The organism is Pseudoalteromonas sp. Cn5-37 (assembly GCF_021532495.1).
GTDB classification, from domain to species: domain Bacteria; phylum Pseudomonadota; class Gammaproteobacteria; order Enterobacterales; family Alteromonadaceae; genus Pseudoalteromonas; species Pseudoalteromonas simplex.
The window spans coordinates 1-1894 of the sequence record NZ_JAKGBA010000080.1; the positions used below are offsets into that span (position 1 = coordinate 1).

The window sequence follows — 1894 nt, forward strand, 5'->3', positions numbered from 1 at the left end:
CCGCCAGAAGTGTAGCCAAATGGACTCACAAGCACTTCACCAGGGCTGGCTTCAGTGACTGGCAAGCTAAACAAGGACGAAAAGGAGGGATAGCCAAAGGTATTGCTTACAATAGCAAGAGAGAGGCATCCAAGAAGCTCAGAGAGGCAGGAATGAGCGTTAGGGACATAGCCTCTATAGTGGGAGCATCCAAATCCGCCGTAGCAGCATGGACGTCAAACAAATAACCTACCCTATAGAACTATCACTATTATAGTGTCCATATAGCCATATCAGATAATAGCCCTCGGCAAGGTAGATATACTTACTTTGCCAGGCTAACTATTCTGTGATGTTCGGATATATATATTAGTGTTTGTTTTAGTAATTCGCGTATTTTGACGGTATATACATATAAAGGAGGTAATAAATCACACTTTCAGAGTGACCGATTTGCTTGTCAAGTGAAATCGATATAAAATAATGTTATAAGGAGGTAGTTTTTTATCATAAAAACCCCCTCCCCATCAAAGAGGCGTTTCATTAGTGTCTGTGTAGCAACTGTCATATTAATGGAACATCTCTAATATTTCAATGGTTCTACCTATATAAGGAACAAAAATGAACGATATATTAGCGTTTTTCCGTGGTCTACTCGACTTAATCGAGTCTCGAAGCCCTGTAACCGTATTCCTGGCTTGCTTGGTTCTTTTCTCCCTGGGATACGTCCTACCTATTTAGGAAGTTAAAATAGGAAAGGAAGTTGCTGAAGGCTTTGTTTTGCGGTGCCTCTAGGTTATTCCGATAGGGTGACCTAGAGGCACCGCAAAGAGTCACTGCTATTGATTTCTTTGGTGGGTAATTGTTCATGAACAATTACCACGTTCAACGCTTGTTTGTTTGGTGGTTGTAAATTCTTTTCGTGTTTTCAGAAGCGATAAAACGCGGTAGGATGGGTGTAAATAAAACAAAACCCCGATATCAGACCAACTTGGCGGGAGGCTGATTATCAGGGTTCGAGATAATTCTCAGAGAGAATAATAACACATGAACTCTACATCACAAGACAAAACCTGCCTTAAGCGCAGGCTCCTTTGAATGTCCAAGGAAAGCAATTAACACTGTTCAGCGATAGGCTGCCAAAGAAACCCTATCACACTGACGATTTAAGCTTAGGGTTATCTATAGCAAAAGCCCAGAGAGCAATAAAGTCTCGTTACATTCAACCCAACGGCCCTACACACAAATATTGGCTTGTTTTTGACGTTGACACTTCTGACGCAGCTTACCATTGGTATGACGCTGAAGCTCCAGCTCCCAACATCGCCGTTATAAATAAAGTTAACGGCCATGCACATCTTATCTATGGACTCGAAACTTCAATTCGAACAGCTCCAGACGGGAGCAGTAAAGCCCTTAGATATGCAGCTGCTGTTGAAGGAGCACTGAGGAGAAAGTTGAATGCAGACGTCAATTACGGAGGCTTGATATGCAAGAACCCCCTTCACGATAGATGGTCTGTTACAACTTGGGAGGAGAGGCTTTATGATTTGGACTGGCTCTCGGACTACCTCGATCTGAGCAGCTACAAGGGAACCAGGCGCTTACCGGACTACGGTCTAGGTCGTAATTGCAACCTCTTTGATTACCTGTCCAAATGGTCTTATAAAGCAATCAGACAGGGATGGCCTGACTATGAGCGCTGGTTTGAGGCTTGCTATGAAAGAGCTTCCGCGTATAACCGAAAGTCGTTCTCTGACCCCTTACCGATAAGCGAGGTTAAAGCCACCGCCAGAAGTGTAGCCAAATGGACTCACAAGCACTTCACCAGGGCTGGCTTCAGTGACTGGCAAGCTAAACAAGGACGAAAAGGAGGGATAGCCAAAGGTATTGCTTACAATAGCAAGAGAGAGGC

General features: G+C 43.9%; 2 protein-coding genes. Both read left to right on the forward strand.

The features are described 5' to 3' along the window. A partial coding sequence (locus tag L1266_RS22120; RefSeq protein WP_442960616.1) for a hypothetical protein occupies positions 1-227 on the forward strand: 227 nt, incomplete at its 5' end. An 846-nt stretch (positions 228-1073) separates the two neighbouring features. Further along, the coding region (locus L1266_RS22555; RefSeq protein ID WP_442960617.1) for a replication initiation protein at positions 1074-1894 on the forward strand (821 nt) is incomplete at its 3' end.